The 20,831-nt window shown below is 38.7% G+C and carries 14 protein-coding genes and 1 CRISPR repeat array; of the genes, 4 read left to right on the top strand and 10 right to left on the bottom strand.

What is annotated here, in order from left to right; all coding sequences use genetic code 11:
* Positions 1-109: 109 nt before the first annotated feature.
* The 6 genes from A8C56_RS20805 to A8C56_RS20780 all read right to left on the bottom strand — a co-directional run bounded on the left by A8C56_RS20805 (position 110) and on the right by A8C56_RS20780 (position 5,526).
* Positions 110-763: a DUF4145 domain-containing protein gene (locus A8C56_RS20805; RefSeq protein WP_067760348.1), complete on the bottom strand. Its 654-nt coding sequence runs from the start codon at positions 761-763 to the stop codon at positions 110-112.
* A gap of 303 nt (positions 764-1,066) precedes the next feature.
* Complete coding sequence (locus A8C56_RS20800) at positions 1,067-1,879, bottom strand: hypothetical protein (RefSeq protein WP_067762372.1); 813 nt, start codon at positions 1,877-1,879, stop codon at positions 1,067-1,069.
* A 10-nt stretch (positions 1,880-1,889) separates the two neighbouring features.
* Positions 1,890-2,411, bottom strand: a complete 522-nt coding sequence (locus A8C56_RS20795) for a hypothetical protein (RefSeq protein WP_067760346.1) — start codon at positions 2,409-2,411, stop codon at positions 1,890-1,892.
* Between the two features lie 375 nt (positions 2,412-2,786).
* Complete coding sequence (locus A8C56_RS20790; protein ID WP_067760344.1) at positions 2,787-3,386, bottom strand: hypothetical protein; 600 nt, start codon at positions 3,384-3,386, stop codon at positions 2,787-2,789.
* A gap of 180 nt (positions 3,387-3,566) precedes the next feature.
* Positions 3,567-4,280, bottom strand: a complete 714-nt coding sequence (locus A8C56_RS20785; protein WP_067760342.1) for a hypothetical protein — start codon at positions 4,278-4,280, stop codon at positions 3,567-3,569.
* 637 nt (positions 4,281-4,917) lie between these two features.
* Positions 4,918-5,526: an NYN domain-containing protein gene (locus tag A8C56_RS20780; RefSeq protein ID WP_067760340.1), complete on the bottom strand. Its 609-nt coding sequence runs from the start codon at positions 5,524-5,526 to the stop codon at positions 4,918-4,920.
* Positions 5,527-6,276: 750 nt separating this feature from the next.
* On the opposite strand from A8C56_RS20780, the gene cas9 reads away from it, so the two are divergent.
* Genes cas9 through cas2 form a run of 3 tightly spaced genes read left to right on the top strand, consistent with a single transcriptional unit; the run spans position 6,277 to position 11,540 of the window.
* Positions 6,277-10,278 carry a type II CRISPR RNA-guided endonuclease Cas9 gene (cas9, locus tag A8C56_RS20775; RefSeq protein WP_394330805.1) on the top strand — a complete coding sequence of 1,334 codons (4,002 nt, stop codon included), beginning with the start codon at positions 6,277-6,279 and terminating at the stop codon, positions 10,276-10,278.
* Between the two features lie 12 nt (positions 10,279-10,290).
* Positions 10,291-11,199 (top strand): type II CRISPR-associated endonuclease Cas1, encoded by a 909-nt coding sequence (gene cas1, locus A8C56_RS20770; RefSeq protein ID WP_067760336.1) that lies wholly within the window; start codon positions 10,291-10,293, stop codon positions 11,197-11,199.
* A gap of 2 nt (positions 11,200-11,201) precedes the next feature.
* Positions 11,202-11,540, top strand: a complete 339-nt coding sequence (cas2, locus tag A8C56_RS20765; protein ID WP_067760334.1) for a CRISPR-associated endonuclease Cas2 — start codon at positions 11,202-11,204, stop codon at positions 11,538-11,540.
* A 503-nt stretch (positions 11,541-12,043) separates the two neighbouring features.
* Positions 12,044-13,939: a CRISPR direct-repeat array (repeat unit 47 nt; unit sequence GTTGTCAAAGACCAAAGTTAATTCGAAAAATGAAAGCAATTCACAAC).
* 1,219 nt (positions 13,940-15,158) lie between these two features.
* Here the strand turns inward: cas2 and A8C56_RS20760 are convergent.
* From A8C56_RS20760 to A8C56_RS20750, 3 genes are all read right to left on the bottom strand, one after another.
* Positions 15,159-16,670 carry an alpha/beta hydrolase gene (locus tag A8C56_RS20760; RefSeq protein WP_067760332.1) on the bottom strand — a complete coding sequence of 504 codons (1,512 nt, stop codon included), beginning with the start codon at positions 16,668-16,670 and terminating at the stop codon, positions 15,159-15,161.
* Positions 16,671-16,990: 320 nt separating this feature from the next.
* Positions 16,991-17,632: a transposase gene (locus A8C56_RS20755; RefSeq protein WP_169818815.1), complete on the bottom strand. Its 642-nt coding sequence runs from the start codon at positions 17,630-17,632 to the stop codon at positions 16,991-16,993.
* Between the two features lie 247 nt (positions 17,633-17,879).
* A complete protein-coding gene (locus tag A8C56_RS20750) occupies positions 17,880-18,650 on the bottom strand; it encodes a class I SAM-dependent methyltransferase (protein WP_067760328.1) in 771 nt (256 codons plus the stop codon).
* Between the two features lie 371 nt (positions 18,651-19,021).
* Between A8C56_RS20750 and A8C56_RS24725 the strand changes: the two genes are divergently transcribed.
* Positions 19,022-19,174, top strand: a complete 153-nt coding sequence (locus A8C56_RS24725; protein WP_169818814.1) for a hypothetical protein — start codon at positions 19,022-19,024, stop codon at positions 19,172-19,174.
* 41 nt (positions 19,175-19,215) lie between these two features.
* Here the strand turns inward: A8C56_RS24725 and A8C56_RS20745 are convergent, their stop codons facing one another.
* Entirely contained in the window at positions 19,216-20,727 is a 1,512-nt protein-coding gene (locus A8C56_RS20745) for a hypothetical protein (RefSeq protein WP_067760326.1), read from the bottom strand.
* Between the last annotated feature and the right edge of the window lie 104 nt (positions 20,728-20,831).

Genomic DNA, 20,831 nt, shown 5'->3' with positions numbered 1-20,831 from the left:
ATAACATGTAAACATTTACAAATGGCTTTATCCGTTACATACTTTGATTTCTATTATAAATTATACTACTGCTATTGTCATAGTCTTTTTCTGTATTTGTAATTAACTACTAATCCGGCATATCTTCATTAAAACTCTTTGTCAAGGCTTCCATTTCAATCCAATGTATTGTTAGATCTGTGAGTTTTTTTAAATCCTCCAAGTTTTTGCCTTCCCATTTTCTTATATAGTGAGTTTCATCATTTCCAAGCCATACAGCTCGTTTCGCTACCGATTTTACTCTACTGTCAGTTACATATCTTTCAATAGTTGCTGATAAAAACTGTTTTTCAATTTTCTCCTTATCATCAGGATGATTTTGAATTGCATAATCTTTAATCAAAAATTCAAGTGCCTTTCGATAACCAACGCCACATATTTCAATCAGATTCTGCTGTTCAGCAGAATAAGCTTGATTATATATTATTTCAAATTGGACTGATATACCCTTTATAGTATTAGAAAAATCTCTTTCAGTTAATGAGCCAAAACTTGTTTTATGCAAATAGTTAGATACAGATGCCACTGGACCCCAATCATAGTAGCCGATAAAAGATCTCTTACATTGATCATTAGGACAAAAGAAAAACACATCGAAATTATCCTTATGCTTATGCCCGTATAGTGGATTCGGCGTAATTGATTTATGGCAATATGGGCATTTGTCTGGCAACCCTGTAATATGCCTGTCGCCTGTCTTTGTATGTATGGGTATGTTACTCATAAATAGTTAAGTATATATCTTACAATTGTCTAGCAATCTCTTTTTTTTTTCAGTCAGTTTCTGTTTCATCAAAGTTAGTTGCTTTGCTAATATACTTATTTTTTACAATTGATAAAAAGTCTTTTACCCCTGGTTATACAAAAACATTCTCAATCGCAGAGCATTATTGCGGAAACCGTAAAGAAGCGCTTCTATCCTTGTGTCATAGTTTGGGTACCTATGCAAGGCACAGGCAAAATAGTTGGTAAAAATTTAATAACTGATGTCAGCCCATCTTTTATAAATACCATGTTAATTGCTGCCTTAAATACTTATTATTGAGTTTGCTACTCTTTTTTCTCCTCCAACTTGAGTTGTATAAAATCTTTGTTCGATTCCCCATAAAACAAATTTCAAATCATCATCACTTTCAATTTTGAACTTACCATTCTCATATACAACTTGGCCATACTGATTTGTATAGTTGTAGATAGCTAATTTTTCTTCATCGGAAAGTCTGTTCAAGGTTTCATTTACTAAAGCTATTCGCTTTCTATTGGGTATAGAAATTTGGGCTACAACAAAATCTTGTGATACTTCAAGGAAGTCATTTTCTAAAAATGTTTCGCTTTCAGCTTCTGTTGCTTCCTTGTACAATTGGTCCATTCCTTTAAAGATTTTTTGAGCAGATGTAAGTTTCTTAAAGTACAAGATATCCTGTTGCTTATCATAAATGGCATCTGCAAAAGAGTTAATAGTTATTATTGGTTTTTCAGTTTCTAATGTCAATTCATCTATTGAAAACCATTTTTTACTTATAAAGAAGGTTGAATTTATTATTTGGAAAAAATATAAACTGTCTTGAACAGTACAAATAAATGATAATTTCTTTAAATCTTCTTTTGAAATTTGGTCATGTTCAACAGTATTTAATTCGTTTGTTAAGAAGTCTAAACAGTAATCCGATTCAGAAAAATTTGTCAATTTGTATAATTCTTCATCTTCGATTAAGGTTGCTGGGTTATAATCAATTCCATTCAACACAAGGTTTGCTATATCATAAACCTGAGTCTCAGTTTCAATTATTCGAAACATTTTTTGTTTCCTTTTTACTTTACCAAATATATAGTTCGCCATAATTAATTTGTTATAAGTCAATGAATGTATAATTATTTATTCTCTTAAGATTTTCGAATTCTTCGTCACCCGGAACTTTGAGTTTTTTTCTAGTAATCAAAAATATTTTCACATTTGTTGTCGTCTTTATGAAATAAAAATGATAACCAAAAAGTAGAAAAATTGGATTGAAATATAGGGTCTGTGATAAGTATGTAAACACATAAATAACTCCAAAAACAACTATTAAAGTTGAAATATCGTTAACACCAAGCGATACAAAAAAATAACCTAAATAGGTTGGCAAAAAATTATTATTGGCTAATTCTATTTCAGTAACAGAATTGCTTCTTAAATTATCTTTTGGCAATTTCAAAGCAATTAAAAAACTTAATGCAGTTAGAAAAATTGGAATTAATATGAATATTGCCCAAGAATAATACATCGGATAACTGTCTAAAATATTGAACTTATATTTTTCTTTTACTAGATAAACAACAACAATTAACCAAGTTGAATTGAAAGCTAGAAAAAGTTGATAAATGCGTTTCACTTTTACGGATTGTTAATAATTATATTGTTTCTTCAATTTTTGCACGGACTCGGTTCATAGGGTTGCCACTACCTCGCCAATTGACGCAATTACTAAACGTTTAAACACGGCTATGCCATCGCGTATATTAGTTAAAAAAATTGTTTAGTTCCGCAACCGTCCTGGTATTTTGTGCTTCAGCAGTTTCAATTTTCCAAATGGTTGTACTGCTAAATATACTTCTTTTTTTAATTGTTAAAAAAAATTCTAGTGTCTTAGGACAAATATATTTTGCTTTAAGATGGTGTGATTACGGGAAACCGTAAAGGGGAAGGGTGTTTGTTGCCTCGCGGTATTGCTAACCTGCTTGTTAGCGGTAGCTTTTCTTACCGCCAATTAGTTTATTGGAAAGCATTGTGGCCCAATTGCACCACCCCCATACTCTAAAACGACTTTGTCTGTATAAAGAATATACGTACAACTGTCATTGTATTTATTTTTTAAACTGTCTGGGATCGGGTTGTCAAATATGTTATAGTAAAATTTTCCCATTCCACTTCGTTGAAAGCCAATATTGCAAGGTTCGCCACTTTTTACAGAAATACAATTTGCTGCGTCAAGTTTTTCTTTTAGCACTTTTAATGTTTCTTTTGTCCAGTTCAGTTTTTTCAAAAGTGTGTCTGTCTTTGCTGAGTTTAAGTTTAAATCCCAATTGCTGTCATAATTGTTCGTATCCTTCAAATGAAAAATGAACAATTTTTTATTTCCCTCAAATTCTATGTCCACAGATTTGCTCGTAGGTATAATTTTGTTGACATATGTTTTTAAGTCAGTAATTTGGTTGCTCTTTTGATTATAATTGTCTATCAGGTCTTGAGTTGAATAATGTTTTCCGTCGTCAAATCTGAAAGTTGAAAAAACGTAAAAAACGCAACCAAAGAAAAGTAAAAGCCCGCCACCAAGTATTATTAAAATCCATTTTATAGTTTTTCTCATTTCAAAGTCTTAAGGTATGAGTGAAAAGGTTGCCTCCAACCCGCCGATTGTTGAGGCCATTAAACGGCTATAATTGTTTGTAAACGCTTAAACAGGGATCTATAATTGCTTTTACTGGTTTAAATACATTTATTTTCGTTGCCCCGCCCTATTGCCAAATCGCCTGCTGGGGCCTGTGTTTTATACATCCCGCACAAGTTTTGTCTTTACAATAAACCAGGGAACGGGTTCACAACCGTTTTTTTCGTCGTTCAAATAGTCGAGCACTTGTTTTGAATTTAAGTTGCTGTCAAATAAGCCATATTCGTTTAAAACCAAACCAAATTTGCCGGCCAGTTCCCTCCCGATGTCGTGGCAATGAAAACTATGAAAACTGCCGTCAATTTCAATTCCAATATAGTCGTATCCTAAAACTATTTCGTTTTCCGGTTCTAGTATTTCCTTCAAAAGTGTCAAACGCAATCCAATTTCTCTCATGGTTTCGGATTGTGGCCTGAACTCTTTAAGAATAGCCTCTTTTTCGTTTGCGTCAAAATAGAGGGCAAAAATTTTTATGTCACTTAAATGAATAAAGAACCTGCTTTTATAATCAAGTGCGGTTTCAAGGTCCTGGAACACATTTAAAAATCCAATTTTGTTGTCCTGGATCTTGTCGTTTACCCAATTTCTAATCTTGTCTATTTGGTTTTCCGACAGCTTAAAATTACTTTTTATTTCGTCTATTTGTTTGTTGTTGTCCGTTGCCCAACTATAAGACCAGGTGTCAAGTAAGGGGTCATTAATGCACTCGCTGCAAGTATATATCAAATTACCCAAGCCAGACCCATAACCTTTAGGCCTGAGTTTGGTCAAGTAGTAACCCCCAAAATAATAGTTTGTTGCTATATCGTTCATCTGTTTAGGGTATCTGCTATACTTGTCACCAACGAGCTGATTTTTCGAAATTACAAAATGTTTGCAGTTGTTTGTAACGCTTAAAATACGATTGTGCAATAGTTTTTATTAGTTAAAAATTTTGTTTTCTTCTGCAATAATTCTGGTTATTTTGCTTTAGCAGTTTCAATTTTCCAAATGGTTATTTTGCTAAATATACTTAATTTTTGGAACTATTAAAAATCTGTAAAGAAGCTGCGGATGAATTAACCTAGGTGGTTATAAAATCATCAATGGAGGAGACTGTACAACTTTATCAGTTTTAGTAGCCATAGCAAAAGGACTGAAAGTTCATCCTAAAAAACTGCTGGATTTTGAATTCGGGGTTGAGGATCGATAATTTAATGCATGGCCTCAGTGCCGATATTTGCAACTACATCAATAAAGAGTGGATTGCCCAATGAGAAGGTTCTATGCGTTCTTTTGCTGATGAACATGAGGTAGATGAAAAAACAATACGGCAAATTATTGATTTTAAAAAAACAGCGTATAAAATCAGCCTTTATACGTTGCACAAAATTTATACTGCAAGAGATTTAACGCTTGAGGAGTTTTTCAGATTGATTAAAAGATAAGAAAATCGTATAAGGAGCAGGTTTTATATCCAGGTACTCGGCTTTATTAACCTAAACCCACTTGCTTTTATAACAACTGGAGGAAATTGAGCCTCTGCTAATTTCTTTCGGCCAATTACTAAACTTCCCTTAGCTACATTTTTTACGCTTAGATTGGAACGATTAGGAGGAAATGCGACAAATACTCTTTTATTTGGATAAATATTATGAATGGAATTGATCGGAGGAACCAAATCGCTATCCCCTGTTATTAAAATCGCTGTATCATATAGGCTATTATGCGCGTCTTCCATCATTGCGACGGCAATATTTACATCAGTCATTTTTTCATTAGAGTATGGATAACTATGCCCACATCTACGACATGTTTCAATATGTGATTGATAGTGGCCATAGGTTATTTTAAAGTTTGATAGAGTTTCGAGTGCTTCTAAATAGGTCTTTTGCCGGTCTTCTTTATCAGGGTTATTACGTATCCGGGAGGTAAAATATTTTATCGATATTAATTCCTGATGCGATTTTAATAGAGATAAAACCAACTGTTGTGGGTTCAACCATAGCGTGCCGTTGCCATTTTGTTTCATCCCAAAATAAAGGTTGAATCCGTCAATATAAGCAATTATTCTTTCCATATTTGGTTATTTGCATTTTTCAATTTATCTTTGATAATACAAGAACAGCTCCTGAGATAGCATCTCAGGATTGACGCTCCGGAAACGGGGCGTTTCGCATTTATAGGAACGAAGATAGTACAAAATAATTTTATTTTTAAAATTGTCATCAATAAATCCACGTATATTTATTAATTTTACAAAATGAATATTGAAACTCATTGATAATGATAATACGTGGTTGATTGATGAGTTGTGAATTGCTTTCAATTTAAGAGAGGCGCAATGCCTCTCTTTTAAAAATAGAGGTCTGATAGCTAAAAACAAAAATGCCCCGCAGATAGGCGAGGCGCTAAATGTTTTCACAACGGAATCATCCTTATTGTGAATTGCTTTCAAAAGCAAATATAAATTAGTTTTTATTGTAGTTATTACGGGAACCCGTAAAATATTTTGCTATGAGGATTTAACTTTACCAGGATCAATAATAAACGTATGAGAAGGAATATTTTGGGCCTCGATCTGGGCACTACTTCCATCGGTTTTGCCAAAGTAATTGAAGATGAAGATTATCAAAACTCTGCTGTTGAGCTGATAGGTGTTCGTGTAAACCCCCTGACCACGGATGAACAAACCAATTTTGAAAAAGGCAGGCCGGTATCTGTAAATGCTGATAGAACGCTTAAAAGAGGCATGCGCCGTAATCTGGACCGTTACCAGCTCCGGCGGCATCATTTAATTGAGGTACTGAAAGCGAATCATATTATTACAGTGGATACAAAACTTGCTGAGGACGGCAAAAATACAACACATGCTACGTATGCGGTAAGAGCATTGGCTGCTACTGCTGAAATTCCATTGGAAGCTTTTGCTCGGGTCCTGTTGGCTATTAATAAAAAGCGGGGCTATAAAAGCAGCCGGAAAGCCAAGAACGAAGATGAGGGCCAGCTGATTGACGGAATGGCTGTAGCTAAAAGATTATATGAAGAAAACCTTACTCCCGGTCAGCTCTCTTACCTGTTATTAAAAGAGGGCAAAAAATACCTGCCCGATTTTTACCGGTCTGATCTGAATGCAGAGTTGGATAAGGTGTGGAGTTTTCAAAAGCAATTTTATCCTGAAATATTAACGGAAGAGTTTAAAAAACATTTGGAAGGAAAAGGACAGCGGGCTACATCAGCCGCATTTTGGGGACAATATGGTTTTAATACAGCAGAAAATAAAGGCAGCAGGGAGGAAAAAAAACTGAAAGCCTATCAATGGCGTAGCGAAGCCGTTGATCAACAATTAACAAAAGAGGAAGTGGCTTACGTGATTACTGAAATAAACAATGACCTTAATAAATCCAGCGGCTACCTGGGGGCTATTTCTGACCGGAGCAAAGAATTGTTTTTTAACAAGCAAACCGTTGGCCAGTATTTATATCAGCAACTGAAACAAAATCCGCACACCCGCCTGAAGGGGCAGGTTTTTTACCGGCAGGATTACCTGGATGAGTTTGAAACCATTTGGGAAACGCAGGCAAAGTTTCATCCAGAACTGACTGCTGCATTAAAAGAAGAAATTCGTGACGTTATTATTTTTTATCAGCGAAAATTGAAGTCTCAAAAAGGGCTGATCAGCTTTTGTGAATTTGAGAGTAAGGAAATAGAAGTTGAAAAGAACGGACTAAAGATAAAAAAGCGGATAGGCTTGCGGGTTGCACCTAAATCATCACCATTGTTCCAGGAGTTTAAAATATGGCAGGTATTAAATAACCTGGAGTTTCGCAACAAAAGTTCCAAAGAAGTGTTTGTGCCGGATATGACTGCTAAACAGCAACTCTTTGACGAGCTTAATATTAAAGGAAACCTGTTAGCAAGTGAAGCCATAAAAATTCTGGGTTATAAAACGAAGGATTGGGAAGCCAATTATCATACGCTGGAGGGGAATCGCACCAATAAATCTTTGTACGATGCCTATCTGAAAATTTTGGAATTGGAGGGATATGATGAAGATCTGTTGAAATTAAGCGGCAGCGATGATATTGATGTTTCCAAAATCGAAAAGTCCGCATCAGAAATTAAACAAATGGTGCATGCTGTTTTTGAAGTTTTGGGTATTAATAGCACAATTTTAGATTTTGACGCAGAAGCAGATGGTAAGGCATTTGAGCAACAAACGGCATATCGGTTATGGCATTTGCTGTATTCAGCGGAGGATGATAATAAAAAATATTTACAGGAAGATATTTTTATATATGGACATGATAATATTGGATTAAAAAAGAAGCTGTGCGAAAGGTTTGGATTCAGGCCAGAGCATACGAAGATTTTAGTGAATGTTGCTTTCAGTGGGGATTATGGTAGTTTGAGTAGTAAGGCAATGCGGAAAATTTATCCCTTCATCAAAGAGCTTACTTATGACAAAGCTTGTAGGGAAGCAGGTTATAGACATTCCGCCTCTTCACTTTCAAAAGAAGAGATAGCTACCCGGCCTTTGCAAAAGCGACTGGGTTTATTGAAAAAGAATGAATTGCGCAGCCCGGTAGTGGAGAAAATCCTCAACCAAATGGTTAATGTGGTCAATGCCCTGATTGATGATGAAAATAAACGGCGAAAAGCCCGGGGCTTATCTGATGATTTTCATTTTGATGAAATACGGATTGAGCTGGCCCGTGAATTAAAAAAGAACGCAAAAGAGAGGGCTGAGATGACAACAAATATTAACGCCGCAAAGCAATTACATGAGAAAATAATTAAGATCCTGCAAACCCAGTTTGGAGTGTCCAATCCTTCCCGAAATGATATTATTCGCTACAAACTGTACGAAGAGCTAAAGAATAACGGCTATAAAGATTTATACACTAATACCTACATCTCCCCCGACATCTTGTTCAGTAAGCAGATTGATATAGACCACATCATTCCGCAAATGAGTTTATTTGATGATAGTTTTTCTAACAAAACGGTTGTGTTTAGAAAAGATAATCAGGATAAAGGAAATAAAACCGCCTACGACTATATCCTTGGTAAATACGGAGAACTGGCGTTGGAAGAATATATTTCCCGGATAACCAGCCTTTTTGAATTGGGAAAGAAAAATAAGGAAGAGGGCATTAACAAGGCGAAGTTTCAAAAATTACAAAAGCGCCTTATTGATATAGGGGATGGTTTTATTGAAAAAGATCTCCGGGAGAGCCAGTATATAGCTAAAAAAGCAAAGAATATGCTTTATGCAATCTGCCGTAGTGTGGTTGCTACCAGCGGTGAAATTACGGCAAGACTGCGTGAGGATTGGGATTTGGTAAATGTGATGCAGGAAATTAATTTGCCAAAATTCAGAGCCCTGGGCTTAACAGAAATGGTTGAGAAAAAGGATGGTGGTCAAAAAGAGCGTATTATTGACTGGACTAAGCGCAACGATCATCGTCATCATGCGATGGATGCATTGACCATCGCTTTTACACGACATAGCCATATTCAGTATTTAAATCACCTGAACGCACGTAAAGATGAGGCCAGCAAATGGCATCCTGTCGTGAGCAAGATTGAGGAAAAAGAAACAGACCTGGTGTATGATGATCTGGGGAACCGAAAAAGAAGATTCAAGGCTCCAATGCCCAACTTTCGGGAAGTGGTAAAAGAACATCTGGAAAATGTGCTGATTTCACATAAGGCTAAGAATAAAGTAGTTACTAAAAATAAGAATAAAATAAAGACAGCCAAAGGTGAGAAAATAAAAACGGAACTTACTCCGCGTGGACAATTGCACAAAGAAACCATTTATGGCAGATATCGCTATTATGAAAGCAAAGAGGAAAAAGTAGGACCGAAGTTTGATGCGGAAACGATTGGGATGGTTGTAAACCCACAGTATAGAAAACTTCTGTTGGAACGACTTACAACAAATGGAAACGATCCTAAAAAGGCTTTCGGGGGTAAAAATACGTTGAGCAAAAATCCTCTTTATATTGATGAGGCCAAGCAAGAGCTACTGCCCGAAAAAATTTTATTGCGTTGGCTGAATGATGATTATTCCATTCGCAAAGATGTAACTCCTGAAAACCTGAAAGATGTAAAAACAATTGAAAAAGTCTTAGATGAAGGGATTAAAAAAATACTGTTGAAGCGTCTTGTCGATTTTGGCAATGATCCCAAGAAAGCTTTTTCCGACTTGGATAAAAACCCAATATGGTTGAATGAGGCCAAAGGAATTACTATAAAACGGGTAACCATCAGCGGTGTTAAAAATGCAGAAGCGCTACATTATAAAAAAGACCATTTTGGGAATGCTATTTTAAATGAAAACGGAAAGCTGATACCCAGTTCTTTTGTAAGTACCGGCAACAATCATCACGTAGCTATTTACCGGGATGCAGAGGGGAATTTGCAGGAAAGGGTTGTTTCATTATTTGATGCTGTGCAATTAGTAAATGCCGGAGAGGCAGTGATTGATAGGGAGTATAACAAAGGGATAGGCTGGCAATTCCTGTTTACAATGAAGCAAAATGAAATGTTTGTATTCCCAAATGAAAAAACAGGGTTTGATCCTAAGGAAATTGATTTATTAAATACTGATAATAGAAAGTTGATTAGTCCTAATTTGTTTAGAGTACAGAAAATAGCGAGTAAAAACTATTTCTTTCGACATCATTTGGAAACGAATGTTGAAGAAAGGAAGGAGTTAAAGGATATTGTATATAAGCCTCAATTAGGATTAAATGCAATAAAAGATGTCGTCAAAGTCCGTATCAATCATTTGGGGAAGATTATTAGTGTAGGAGAGTATTAAAATGTGCTTGCCATGATCAAACGCACCCTTTATTTCGGCAACCCGGCCTATCTTAAAACCAAAAACGAGCAGTTACTGGTGGAACTGGCTGATACCGGCGAGGTAAAAACAGCCGCCATCGAAGATATAGGCGTGCTGATTTTAGATCACCAGCAGATCACTATTACACACAGCGTTATTGCCAAGCTGCTGGCAAACAATGTGGCGCTGATCACCTGCGATGATATTCACCTGCCTACCGGGCTCATGCTGAACCTGGACGGGCATACCCTGCAAAGCCAGCGCTTCCAGCTACAGGTGGATGCATCTGTGCCGCTGAAAAAGCAATTGTGGCAGCAGACGGTAACAGCTAAAATCACCAACCAGGCAAATTTGCTGGCCCAATACCGTATTCCCAATAAAACCTTGCTGAACCTGGCAGCCCGGGTAAAAAGCGGTGACAGTGATAACTGCGAGGCGCAGGCCGCCGGTTATTACTGGAAAAATGTATTTCCCCTGTTCCCCGGGTTTAAACGGTTTCGGGAGGGGGAGCCACCGAATAATTTATTGAATTATGGTTATGCCGTGCTGCGGGCTATAGTAGCGCGCAATTTAGTAGGTAGCGGATTGTTGCCCACACTGGGTATTTTTCACCGGAACCAGTACAATGCCTATTGCCTGGCGGATGATATTATGGAGCCTTACCGGCCTTATGTGGATAAGGTGGTGTATGATATTATACGGGGTAATGGGAAGTTCCTGGAGCTGACCCCCTCCATGAAGCAGCAACTGCTGGGCATTCCTGCTATGGATGTGGTGATTGATGGTGGAAAAAGCCCGTTGATGAACGCGGTGCAGCGGACGACGGCCAGCCTGGCTAAATGCTTTGAAGGAAACAGCCGTAAGCTGCTGTATCCTGTATTGCCTCCTTCATTTGTTTAAAAATGAATTTTGAACGGTTAAATGCCTACCGGATTATGTGGGTGATAGTGATGTTCGACATGCCTACGGAAACCAGGATCGACCGGAAGCGCTATGCAAAATTCCGGAAACAGATCCTGGACGATGGCTTTAATATGTTCCAGTTCAGCATGTACATCCGTCATTGCATGAGTCGGGAGAACGCCGAGGTACATGTACAGCGGGTAAAAAAGATCCTGCCGCAAAAAGGTCATATCGGCATTTTGTGCATTACCGACAAACAATTTGGGCAAATGGAGATCTTTAACGGGAAAGAAGCGGCTGAAGCCCTGCTACCGGCCCAGCAATTGGAGTTGTTTTAATACCGGTTAAAACCGGCGTAATAAGAGATGTCCTGGTGAGCTTATCCCTTTGACCGGCTGCCAATGACAGAGTACATTATGTATTGAAAACCAATTATACTTTCGTCATGCCGAGCGCAACAAAGTGGAGCCGAGGCTTCCCTGTGATACCAGACTATCCGAGAATTGAGAGACCCTTCCGCTCCGCTTCGCTGCGGTCAGGGTGACGAAAGAATAGTATGCCATAGGCACATTGATTTTACAACGTAAATTGAAAACTCAGCATGACAGCATAATTTTCTTGTTATGGTGAGCCTGTCATAGTGAGTTTGCCGAACTACGAACCATGATTCATTTGAAAAATATCCTTTGTCAGGGCGACAATCCTTTTTAAAAATCTGATTGGTATAATAACAGAAACAGCCATTTTGAGGTATCAGCAATAAAAAAACGGGCGTAAAGCCCGTTTTTTTATCCTGTTGACAACCTGAAATCCTTTACTGTTGCGGGTTTTGACAAATCGAGTTGTCAAAGACCAAAGTTAATTCGAAAAATGAAAGCAATTCACAACCGAAGAACTTGCGCAACCGGTTGTTTTCCTTGTTGTCAAAGACCAAAGTTAATTCGAAAAATGAAAGCAATTCACAACGGGTTTACCCTTAGCGCCGCCAATAGGGCAGTTGTCAAAGACCAAAGTTAATTCGAAAAATGAAAGCAATTCACAACTTAAAGCTTTAAACAATGAAAAGAGAAACAGGTTGTCAAAGACCAAAGTTAATTCGAAAAATGAAAGCAATTCACAACCGTTATACAGCTGTCATTATACGGAACCGGGTTGTCAAAGACCAAAGTTAATTCGAAAAATGAAAGCAATTCACAACGAATGGGCGGCAGATTGGGAATACTTCAATGTTGTCAAAGACCAAAGTTAATTCGAAAAATGAAAGCAATTCACAACGGTTAGCTCGTGGAGTTTATCAATGAGAAAGTTGTCAAAGACCAAAGTTAATTCGAAAAATGAAAGCAATTCACAACGTAATAATTTCGTTGGCTATTGTAGCTATAGTTGTCAAAGACCAAAGTTAATTCGAAAAATGAAAGCAATTCACAACAGCGCCTCTTTTATGTTGCTGTCTGCTTCTGTTGTCAAAGACCAAAGTTAATTCGAAAAATGAAAGCAATTCACAACTAAGCTTGTTGTGCTTAGGGCCTGCGCCTGGTTGTCAAAGACCAAAGTTAATTCGAAAAATGAAAGCAATTCACAACTGCAGGGAAAAGTGTGATTGGATAATACGAGTTGTCAAAGACCAAAGTTAATTCGAAAAATGAAAGCAATTCACAACAATTTTGCACGCTTCTCCGAAGGTGTTCATGTTGTCAAAGACCAAAGTTAATTCGAAAAATGAAAGCAATTCACAACAAAACGCTTACATGAACATGGCCATCCGGCGTTGTCAAAGACCAAAGTTAATTCGAAAAATGAAAGCAATTCACAACAGACAATGCTTTGCTTAGTGTTTTAATTTTGTTGTCAAAGACCAAAGTTAATTCGAAAAATGAAAGCAATTCACAACTTGATGGTACACGATATTTTTCATAAAAACGTTGTCAAAGACCAAAGTTAATTCGAAAAATGAAAGCAATTCACAACAAAAGGATTTAGCAGATAGGCTTGGAAAAAGTTGTCAAAGACCAAAGTTAATTCGAAAAATGAAAGCAATTCACAACATAATAACACTGGGATTTTAAATTATAAAAGTTGTCAAAGACCAAAGTTAATTCGAAAAATGAAAGCAATTCACAACGAGCTCGGCTCTATAAAACATAGCAAAATGGTTGTCAAAGACCAAAGTTAATTCGAAAAATGAAAGCAATTCACAACACACATCGAAGGAGGGGTTAAATACATTACGTTGTCAAAGACCAAAGTTAATTCGAAAAATGAAAGCAATTCACAACTGTTAATACCGCCTCTTTTGTGGAGTGGCTGTTGTCAAAGACCAAAGTTAATTCGAAAAATGAAAGCAATTCACAACAAACCATAAACTATGCGCAGACGTAGAGGGTTGTCAAAGACCAAAGTTAATTCGAAAAATGAAAGCAATTCACAACACGTAGAATTAAAAAGATATGGCTATTAATGTTGTCAAAGACCAAAGTTAATTCGAAAAATGAAAGCAATTCACAACACCCTGCTTGGTAAAAACGGCAGCTGGGATGTTGTCAAAGACCAAAGTTAATTCGAAAAATGAAAGCAATTCACAACATAATAAGCAAAACAGAACCGGTATGCGAGGTTGTCAAAGACCAAAGTTAATTCGAAAAATGAAAGCAATTCACAACGGTATTGTTGGCCTTGATGATGATCAGGAAGTTGTCAAAGACCAAAGTTAATTCGAAAAATGAAAGCAATTCACAACACTTCTGCGTCACCAGCGTAATCGCTATTGGTTGTCAAAGACCAAAGTTAATTCGAATCCCGATTGTTCGGGAGAAAGCAATTCACAACTGGCGGGAAAAAGGCGGCGTATTGGCCGCGGTTGTCAAAGACCAAAGTTAATTCGAAAAATGAAAGCAATTCACAACGAAGTTGGGACGGCGTGCCTTGAACCTGAGTTGTCAAAGACCAAAGTTAATTCGAATCCCGATTGTTCGGGAGAAAGCAATTCACAACAAATACAGTCCTGTTCAAAAATGATGGTGTGTTGTCAAAGACCAAAGTTAATTCGAAAAATGAAAGCAATTCACAACGCGCCGGTTCCAATGTAGTGCAGGTGCTTAGTTGTCAAAGACCAAAGTTAATTCGAATCCCGATTGTTCGGGAGAAAGCAATTCACAACAATCGGTTGCCTTCAAATGCGCCATGCTGGTTGTCAAAGACCAAAGTTAATTCGAAAAATGAAAGCAATTCACAACGAATGGCACAAAACATCCATCTGCCAAGCAGTTGTCAAAGACCAAAGTTAATTCGAATCCCGATTGTTCGGGAGAAAGCAATTCACAACCGATGCACTGCAGCAAAGCCAGGACTATTAGTTGTCAAAGACCAAAGTTAATTCGAATCCCGATTGTTCGGGAGAAAGCAATTCACAACGGAATATTCTGAGGATAAGGATGAGATGACGTTGTCAAAGACCAAAGTTAATTCGAAAAATGAAAGCAATTCACAACACAGGTGTTGTACTTGTGGAAAACACACCAGGTTGTCAAAGACCAAAGTTAATTCGAATCCCGATTGTTCGGGAGAAAGCAATTCACAACAACGCGAATGGCTGAACCTGATACCCCGCTAGTTGTCAAAGACCAAAGTTAATTCGAAAAATGAAAGCAATTCACAACGAACTGAATATTGGGCGAAAGGCCAACAACGTTGTCAAAGACCAAAGTTAATTCGAATCCCGATTGTTCGGGAGAAAGCAATTCACAACCAGAGTCTATCAATTGGCCAAATGGTTTATAGTTGTCAAAGACCAAAGTTAATTCGAAAATTTTTCCTTTGCCGGTGTTATGCCTGCGGCAGATAAATTTTCACCGACAACAGGAAGAGGTTGTAAGTTGGTTTGGTTCATTGGTCAGAAGACCAGAAAAGGCGCCATCGGTGTGTTTTGGAGTGTTTCGTGAAACGGTGCTGACAGGTATTTATTCGCCATCATTCGTGGGATACCCAAGGGCATTTAAAAATTCTTTCCGCCAGGCGAAAACAGTGGGTGTGTATTGTGGATTGTCAAAAATAAAATGTCCTCCTTCATCCAGCGATTTTAGAATAACAGGATTGCCTGCAGATTGCATGAGTGACAAGAACTTTTCAGCAGATTCATACGGAACATTCTTATCTGCTTTACTATGAATTAACAGCATGGGTGGCTGGTGTTTGCGTACCAGATTATTTGGTGAAATTCCCTTTACCAGGTTTTTATCTTTTAGCTCTTTCCTGATCCAGGCCGTTTTTTCATCGGTAAGATCGTAAACGCCGGAATTTACCAACAATACATTTGGCACCGGGCTAAATTGCAGGTGATCACTTTTTTCATTCCAGTCAGTGGCAAGAGCGGTAGCCAGCACAAGGTGGCCGCCAGCGGAATTACCGGTTGCCACAATGCGACTGGTATCAATCCCAAATTCATTGGCATGTTCCCGCAGCCAGCGAATAGCGGATCGCGCATCCATGACAGCAGCAAAAGGCAGGGTGCTCTGTGACCCGTAGATGCGGTACTCCACGGAACAGGCTATCCAGCCTTTTGCGGCATAATTTCGACACGCCTGAAAATGCCATGATGGCTGCCCTTCTGACCAACTTCCCCCATGGAAGAATACAATAACCGGCTTCTTTTCTTTGTTACCTTCTTTGTCATTTTTAAATAAATGAATGTCCAGACCATAATTGCCAATCTGTTTGTATTCCAGAACCTGGTGATCTTTCAGATCGTTGCGGGCATTGCGATAGACCTGCTCAAGCTTATTAGTATAGGAGGTGTCCTGACAATGCTTTTTAAACGCATCATAAAGTTCTTCGGTGTGTTTAAAGCCATTACTGGTAATATGATCGAGCAGCAAATGATACTGATGATAGATTCTGCAATGCTCCTCGTTTATATATTTTGGCAGCAGGTGCCACATTGCATACAATCGTTTATTATAAAGACCATTATATGCCGTTTTCTTTAGTTCAATTTCGATCTTATAGCTCAGATAACTTTGGATAAAAGACATCAGGTCCGTATTGCCCAGCAATTCCGGGTTATTAAATAACGGCAGATTGTCCCGGAGCTTTGCTTCAATTATGGGGTAGCTTTTGGGTCGCTCACCGGAATACGTTTCATGATTGGTTGGATATTCCGCCAGTATTTTATCAAAATAGAGTTTGATCTCCAGGCGCTGAGAATCGGCATATGCTGCCGGGAGCGCTTTTTTATACTGGCGCAACAATGTATAAAACCCTCGGGCTGCTGAATCCATCTTTGCTACAAATGCCTTTTCGCCAAGCTGATGTACTTTTGTGTAATTAGGATAAAAGACACCTGAAAACCTTTTTCCCAGTATCTTTTGCTCCTCCAGATAGCGGCTCTTGGCTGAATCCTGCTGCAAGGATGTTTGCGCATTTAGCCCAATGGCAACACTAATTAACAAGGAAAATATAAGGAGCCTTTTCATAACCTCCGTTTAGGTATATTGAAAGATAAGCAAAAAAGATTGTACGCTCCAGGTTGGTCCGGTTAGCCAGGCGTTTAATATACAAACTACCATGTCTCTCTTTACGTGTGTGGGTAACTAAAAAGGTTCCCTGATTGTCATATTGATTGACGAAGGAGAGCTAATACAATCAGGGTTCTCTCCACGGCGGGCAGGTGCCAGGCTCACAGTGACAAGCTTCCTATAGCAATAAGATGATCCTATTGTCACCCTGAGCCTGCCTAAGAGCGACCAACACAATCATGGTTCGACAAGTTGTTAATGACAAGTTTTTTAGACATTTAATTATCAACGACTTGCAGCTTGTGCTTTTTAGCAAACTTTTGAAGTAATGATAGTTCTTTCGCTTTAAGTTGTTGCTCATATTTTTTAACACCCTGTTCTACATATTCCACTCCCTTTGTAAGTGTGTTATAAAAGGCTTCAGCTATTTTTCTTCCGCCGGCCTTGTAAGCCACAGCAGGGCCTCTGCGTGCTTTTAATCTTCTTATAAATGCTCCTATCGCGTTATGCTTACTATTTTCTAACGATTGGGCTGCTTCTTTAAAGATCTGACCGGCCTTGTTGCAAGGTGCCCGCTTTATCCATTTACTTTTCTTTCCGCTTTGATGATGTCCCGGCGATAAACTACACCAGCTTGTAAATTGTTTCATGCTGGGGAAACGACTCATATCTACTCCTGTTTCTCCTATCAATCTTAACAACGTATAATCATTGATACCTGCTATGCTGCTTACATTCACTCCAAACAATTGAACCATCATTACATGCAGATTCTTTATTTCTGGTTTATGATGGCGTACCGATTTAGTTTTACCCAATGCATCTTTTTTGACTTCCGGCTTATCCTTTACAAGATCTTTTAACAGTAAGGCAATCCGCTGGTCTATGATATGTACCTGTTGCTGATGCTGCTTCCACATATCAAGATTTTGTTTTAGCATAAAAAGGTACGTATCATTGTAACTCCCTTCCAATGCTTTTACAACTTCTGCTCCCTTTTTACTTTTGATCCCGCAGGGTCATAACCCCCAGGCGTGCTTATTTCGCGCAGGCCTGGGGCCTGTGTGGTTTGGTCACTTAAAGCAGTGGTTCAATTACGGGCATGTACAGGCCGGAGACTTCCGCAAGATGGCCCCCCAATTTATTAATAACGCAACTTATAGATCATCAGTTTGCCCGCTGAATGAATTTGATCCAGTTTCCGTAGTTGATGGAGCGTAAGATGTCGTCATTATCAAAGAACACCGCCAGTTCCTTATCCAGCCAGTCTTCAACCTGCTGATAAGTGACCTCCTTTTTTTCAACAGCGGCAATAATATTGCTCTGTGTGGTGAAATACAGGATCAGCTGCTTTTTGCTCAGCGGAACAACATTCTTGAAACGCTCTTCTGTTATAAAATTGAAATTCTTTGGATTGAGGTTTTCATTGGTCCAGGCATAGCTGTTGTTCCGGGGCGGTGAGGGATATTTTTTTAAATAGACCGTAAAGAACCAGCTGGTAAACGCTTTATTACTTTCCATTTCAGCAATAAAATGATTTTCATAAAGCACCAGCCAGGCCCTTGTTTTTAAAATACGGTGGGCCTCTGCCAGGAACCGGTCAATATTAAACCAATGCACACCGGAGCTTACAGTAATAAGATCAAAGTAGTTATCAGCAAATGGCTGCTCCTCTGCCGGGGCAATAGTATAATGGATCTTATCGGGCTGCAGTGCCTGATTGAGCATTTCCCGGGAACTGTCTGTTCCATATACATGGGTGGCAATTGCTAAAAGCGCTTTGGTGGAAAGCCCAGTTCCACAGGCGATGTCCAGCGCGGTATCGAGTTTATGATTGATCTTTAAATGGTCTCTTATATGCTGAATTGTATTGCTGTGAAAATCGGGTCTTCCTTTGGCATACCGTTCTGCTGCTGTTTTTGGATCAAAATAATTCATCAGGTTCTGTTTCTTTATAAATATACAGCATTTACGGCGTGTGCTTATGCTGTAAATAATTGAATTTGTTTAAACGTTTAGCGTTAATAACAAACAGTCCGCTCCTATGGAGCGCCGTTTTAAGGAGCTGTTGTTTTTTTTTACCAGGCTTTTTGCCCCCGGCTGAACGCCGTTCAGCCGGGCGACCTGCGGGGCAATCCAACCCGGGGCAATCTATAAATAAGTTTAAACAACTCTAATTATAACAGATGGTTAATAAAACAAGACGGTACAGGGCTGTTTTCCGGCTTGCTTATTGTAAATAATAAAGTGTGTGTTTATACACAGAATAAAAGTTTATTGATAACTATACTCTTTAAATTATTTCAGTTATGATACGCAAACTCAAATCAGGCAAATACCGGATCTATTCAAGAACCCCGGATAAGAAAACAAACAAGCGCAGGAACCTGGGCACATTTGATACCCTGGAGGCGGCTAAAAACCACGAAAGGGAAATACAGTATTTTAAACAGCATCATTAATTATTGGAAGGTAAAAGATTGCCCGTTTTCCTGACGGGTCTTTAATGCCCGGTTATGACCGGCTGCAGCAGGTTATTGGTCTGCTCTTTCATCCAGCCGGTAAAGTCAAAATAATTGAGCAATTGCTGCTCATACCGGTTTGCGGTAAGCTCCTGCAGCTCCGTCAGTATCTTTTTGGCAGCAGGTTCCATCAGCCGTAACCGTTTGCTGCCCACGGATGTCAGCGCAATGATGCGGAATAACAGCTTTTCTGTTTTTAACAGGCGCAGCTGCATAAAATACCGTTTATAAGAGCGTATTTCATACTCCAGGTGCAGCAGCTCTCCTTTTTCATAATAGGTAATAATATTCAGCAGCCGTATGGCCCGGCTGATCATGAGCTGTTTGGGAAGCTTGAACTGCGTCATCACTTCCCGGATTAGCAGATGCGCTTTTTTGAAATCCCTGCTCTTAAAATGGACCAGGCCGGCATAAAAATAAAGCGCGCTTTGTTTCTCTTCATCAACCATTGCGTAATGATGAAAGATATCTGCCGGGATGGTTTTTAAAAAATGCAGGGCGGCTTCCCATTCCTCCCCCAATAAATAACCGGCCATTTCCTGTAGGGCCACTGTTTTTCTTACCAGGTACCGGAAATACTCCGGGAAAGTATTACGGTCCAGTTTTTTGAGCTTGCTGATGTAGTAACGGATCTCCGTTTTATTGTGCAGGATCCGCAGGCTGTCGATAATGCCGTTAAGGGCTTCAAGATAATCAACCGGAGGTTTATCAAGCAGGTCCTCGTTTTTTTCAAGAAGCGCATTCAGCTGATAAAAGGATTTTAATGCAGATGTGTAATCGCCGATGTCCGTAAAAAAGAACGACTGGAACAATAAATGCAGTTTTTGGGAAGTAAAGCTTTTTGACTTGCTGGCAATCAGAACCGTTTCGCTCAGCATAAGATCATTGAGCTTTTTCCTGCCCTCCTCGGAGATCACTTTTCCCCCGTGGATCAGGCGGTATTTTAATAATTCATACAGGGAATAATGATCATGGATATGATGAAACCCTTTTAAAATATGCTTTCCGTTCATTTGAAGTTTTACCAGGGCCGCTTCAGACAGTTCAGAAAAATTATTGTCTGCATACTGGTTCAGTATATAGCGCTGGCAATAATACTCCACCCAGGGCAACTGGTATTGCACCGCTTTCCGGTGCACTTTTTTTATAACCTTCAGCGCTTCTTCTTCAAGGGAGCGTTCTTTTAAAATTTTGGCTTCCTGTATCCGCTGCAGCAACTCTATAAAAACGTCCTTTTCTTTTTTTGCAGTTACCAGGGCAGCCAGAAGGGTTTTACCCAGGTAGCTGCAGGTGTTTTCCCAGGTGCCCTCCGGGGCTTCTTTCAGAAAAGCCTGTTTCAGTTTCCGTATATCCGGTACTGTGCTCCTGGTCATTAATTCAAATAAGCGTACGTATTCCTTTGCTCCCTCCTGGAATGCCGCGTATAGCCTGAAATATCTTTTTTCGGCACCAGAGAGAGAGTTGACCAGTTTTAACAGCGCAATGGGCGTCATAAATAAAGTTGTCTTTCAAAATTAATTAAAAATTATGTTGTTATAAGTTGCTATAAATTAATCGTTTACTGTTTCGGTTTTTATTAAAGAACCTGATCAGGAAC

Source organism: Niabella ginsenosidivorans (assembly GCF_001654455.1).
GTDB classification, from domain to species: Bacteria; Bacteroidota; Bacteroidia; order Chitinophagales; family Chitinophagaceae; genus Niabella; species Niabella ginsenosidivorans.
The sequence above is the reverse complement of the archived record's forward strand: the minus strand, read 5'-3'. Positions and strand labels throughout refer to the sequence as shown.